This is a genomic window from Nocardioides sp. CPCC 206348, from assembly GCF_048654705.1.
GTDB lineage: Bacteria > Actinomycetota > Actinomycetes > Propionibacteriales > Nocardioidaceae > Nocardioides.
Window position 1 is genome coordinate 3,837 of record NZ_JBMCZA010000213.1, and the last position, 3,434, is coordinate 7,270.

Here is a 3,434-nt window from a genome sequence, read left to right on the forward strand (position 1 = left end):
CTCTTCGACTCCGACAGCGCCGGGGCGCCGTCGGTGACGTCGTACTTCAGCGAATCGGTGACGGACTTGTCGAAGTCGAGGTCGGCGGTGACGGCGGTCTTGGAGTTGCCGACGCCGACGACCCGGTCGAGCACGGCCTGGATCTCACCCTGCAGGGACTTCTGGAAGGCCTGCACCTGCTTGGTGCGGGACGAGGCAGCCCCGGAACCGGCCTCGGTGCCTTCGCTGGTGAGGACCTTGCCGGTCGAGTCCGCGACGGTGACCTTCTTCGGGTCGAGGCCGTCGATGCTGGACGCGACGAGGTGGACGACGGCCTGGACCTGCTCGTCGTCGAGCGTGATGCCGGCAGCGGTGTCGATCAGGACCGACGCGGTGGCCGGGTCCTGCTCGTCGCTGAAGACCTGCTTCTCGGGCAGCGCCAGGTGGACCACCGCGGTGTCGACGCCGTCGATGGCCTCGATCGTCTTGCTGAGCTCGCCCTCCATCGCGCGCTTGAAGTTGGTCTGCTCCTGGGACTCCGAGGTCGAGAGGCTCTGGCCGTCGAGCAGGCTGTAGCCCGCGTCGGTGCTGGTCGGAAGGCCCTTGCCGGACAGCGTGATCCGGGTGCTGTAGACGTCCGCGCGGGGCACCGAGATGGTGCCGCCGCCGCCGGAGATCTCGTACGGGATGCCCGACGCGTCGAGCTCCTCGATGACCGCGCTGGCGTCCTCGCCCGACAGGTTCGAGTAGAGCGGCGAGTAGCTCGGCGCCGACACCCAGCGGAACACCATGAAGGCGGCGATCAGGAGAGCGGCCGTGCCGACGAGTGCGACGGCCTTCTGGCCGGCCGTGAAGGACGCGAAGGCGTCGGAGCCACGCGACAGGAAGCGGTTCAGTCTCTGCTGCATGATGACGTCCTCAGACCTGCATCCGCATGATCTCGTTGAACGCCTCGACGGCCTTGTTGCGGAGCGCAACCGTCATCTGGCTCGCGACCGACGCCTCGCTGGCGGCGATCGTGTAGTCGTGGATGTTCTCGAGCTTCCCGGTCGCGGCCTGGACGGCGAGGTTGTCGGCCTTGTCGGTCAGGCCCTCGAGCTTGTCCAGTCCGTCGAGGACCATCGAGCCGAACTCGGTGCCCGAGGGGCCCGTCGGGCCCGCGACACCGGCAGTGCCGGCGGTCGGTGCGGCGTTCGCGATCGGCGTCATGCCGTCGACGCCGGGCAGGTTCGGGATCTGCGGGAAGCTGATCGGGGAGATGCTCATCGTCGTCACCGGCCGATCTGCAGGGCTGCGGTGTAGGTGTCCTGCGCGGACTTCGTGACCTGTACGGAGGCCTGGTAGCCGCGCTGCGCCATGACCAGCTGGCTCATCTGCGAGGCCATGTCCATGTCGGGCATCCGGACGTAACCCTCCTCGTCGGCGAGCGGGTGCGTCGGGTTGTGGACCAGGCGGCCCTCGGCGCTGGACTGGGCGAAGCCCTCGACGTCCACGCCGCCGTCAGCGCGCGGGTCCATGACGACGTACCTGGCCTGGAACGCGTCGTCGTCGGTGCCCTTGACGGTGTTGGCGTTCGCGATGTTGCCGGCGAGCGCGTCGAGCCAGACCTGGTGGGCACCGAGCGAGGTGTTCGCGATGCGCAGGGTGTCGAAGGCGCCCATCAGCCGTTGCCGCCCGACATCAGCGAGAGGCGCGTGTGGCGGTCGCTGATCGCGCGGCCCATGACCTCGTACTCGTACTGCGTCTGGATGGCCGCGATCGACTCCTTGCGGAGGTCGACGTTGTTGTCGTTGGCGCCGACCGGTGTGTCGGTGGCGGACACCGTGACACCGACTCCCTGTGACGAGGTGGCCTTGCCGGTCTCGATGGCACGCGACAGCGCCGACTCGAAGTCGGCGGCGCGGGCCCGGAACCCGGGGGTGTCGACGTTCGCGATGTTGTCGGCGATCACCTGCTGGCGCGTGGACAGGCCGTTGATCGCCGAGTGCAACACGAAGCCGACGGCATCGGTGGCTGCGAAGGACACGAGGTTCTCCTCGAGAGGCACCTCTCCTGACGGATGGAACAGGTCAGCAGTGGTGAAGCGGTCGGTGCCGGTCCTTCGGCGGGGCGTGAGCAGTCCGTGCTCACGGGGTTCATCGGTTGAGCGTTGAACGACCTGAGTTCCGAGCGCTGGGACTTGATCCCGACTATCCCGACCGTTCGATCAGCCCTCAGGTCGGAGGCTCAGAGGAGTACGACGGACACGGCCCCCGCGCCGTAGCCGGCGATGTCGATCGTGAGGTCCTCGCGGCGACCCAGGGTCAGCGCGCTGATCCGCAGCTGCGGGTCGAGCGGGGGGCCGGCCGGGTGCAGGGCGTGCAGGCGCAGGTGATCGGCGCCCGCGACGTTGAACATCGACGCCGCGATGTTGAGCACCTCGTAGAGGTTCTCGGTGATCGTGTCGGTGATCTTGCCGTCGTCGATCGCGGCCTGTGCGCCACCGACGGGGATCAACCCGATCGCCGCGCCGGCATGGGCGGAGAAGGCCAGGTCGCACAGGATCAGGGCGCTGATCCGGAGCTGGTCGTCGACGTACACAGCGACGGAGGCCGCGGTGTCCGGCGCCGGCGCGAAGGGCGTCGCCGGACTCAGGGTGACGTCGCGGCCGAGCAGCTCGACGAGCAGGTCCTTCAGTTGCTTGGGCTGGGGCAGGTGGACGACCACGTCGGCTCCTCAGATGACGCTGCGGAGGGCGTCGTCGAACGCCTCCGGGGTGAACGGCTTGGCGATGAGGAAGGCAGCACCGGCGGAGGCGGCGCGCTGGCGCATCTCCTCGGACCCCTCGGAGGTGACGAAGCCGAAGGCGACGGTCGACCCGGACGCGCGCAGGGCGTCGAGGCAGTCGATGCCGTTCATCTCGGGCATGTTCCAGTCCGACAGCACCAGGTCGGGAGCCTCCGTCTGCACCATCTCCAGTGCCTGGCGACCGTTCTCGGCCTCGACGATGTCGTGGCCGCCGTGTCCGGCCTGGCGCAGGGTGCGGATCACGATCTGGCGCATCACGCGGCTGTCGTCGGCGATCAGGATCTTCATCGGGATGCTCCCTGGGGGACGTGGACACAGACGCGGACCGGGGCGCCGCGCCAGGCGACGTCGACGCGACAGACCTCCCGGACGTCGCTGGCGAAGGCGGCCCGCCCGGCTGCGACGGACGGGAGCGAGAGTGCGCTGGGGCCGGGCATCAGGCTCTTGATGCTCCCGCCGACCATGTTGACCAGCTCCCCGACGCCGTCGGCGACGTCGACGTCGAGCACCTCGTCGGGCGTGGGAATGGCCAGCATGCGGGCCGTCACCCGACGGGCCACCTGCTCGTCGAGCTCCAGGGTCACCACGCCCTGCCAGCCTCCACTGACCGACACCGTCGCGGACCAGACCCCTGCGGCGTCGAAGGGGGAGCCGGGCGGGACGGCCCG

7 protein-coding genes are annotated in these 3,434 nt (G+C 69.2%); all 7 read right to left on the reverse strand.

The genetic code is table 11. The features are described 5' to 3' along the window. Positions 1-887: flagellar basal-body MS-ring/collar protein FliF (fliF, locus tag ACOADB_RS22555; RefSeq protein ID WP_378604001.1), on the reverse strand; the 887-nt coding region annotated here is incomplete at its 3' end. 10 nt (positions 888-897) lie between these two features. After that, positions 898-1,245, reverse strand: coding sequence for a flagellar hook-basal body complex protein FliE (fliE, locus tag ACOADB_RS22560; RefSeq protein ID WP_378603917.1), 348 nt, complete (start codon positions 1,243-1,245; stop codon positions 898-900). Positions 1,246-1,250: 5 nt separating this feature from the next. After that, positions 1,251-1,640 (reverse strand): flagellar basal body rod protein FlgC, encoded by a 390-nt coding sequence (locus tag ACOADB_RS22565; RefSeq protein ID WP_378603920.1) that lies wholly within the window; start codon positions 1,638-1,640, stop codon positions 1,251-1,253. Then, the gene (gene flgB / locus ACOADB_RS22570; protein WP_378603923.1) at positions 1,640-2,005 is read right to left on the reverse strand and encodes a flagellar basal body rod protein FlgB; all 366 of its coding nucleotides are present in this window, start codon (positions 2,003-2,005) and stop codon (positions 1,640-1,642) included. Before flgB ends, ACOADB_RS22565 begins: the two co-directional genes overlap by 1 nt. A gap of 200 nt (positions 2,006-2,205) precedes the next feature. Next, positions 2,206-2,685 carry a hypothetical protein gene (locus tag ACOADB_RS22575; protein WP_378603926.1) on the reverse strand — a complete coding sequence of 160 codons (480 nt, stop codon included), beginning with the start codon at positions 2,683-2,685 and terminating at the stop codon, positions 2,206-2,208. Positions 2,686-2,694: 9 nt separating this feature from the next. Beyond that, positions 2,695-3,054 carry a response regulator gene (locus ACOADB_RS22580; protein ID WP_378603929.1) on the reverse strand — a complete coding sequence of 120 codons (360 nt, stop codon included), beginning with the start codon at positions 3,052-3,054 and terminating at the stop codon, positions 2,695-2,697. After that, the coding region (locus tag ACOADB_RS22585; RefSeq protein WP_378603932.1) for a chemotaxis protein CheX at positions 3,051-3,434 on the reverse strand (384 nt) is incomplete at its 5' end. The genes ACOADB_RS22580 and ACOADB_RS22585, both read right to left, overlap by 4 nt.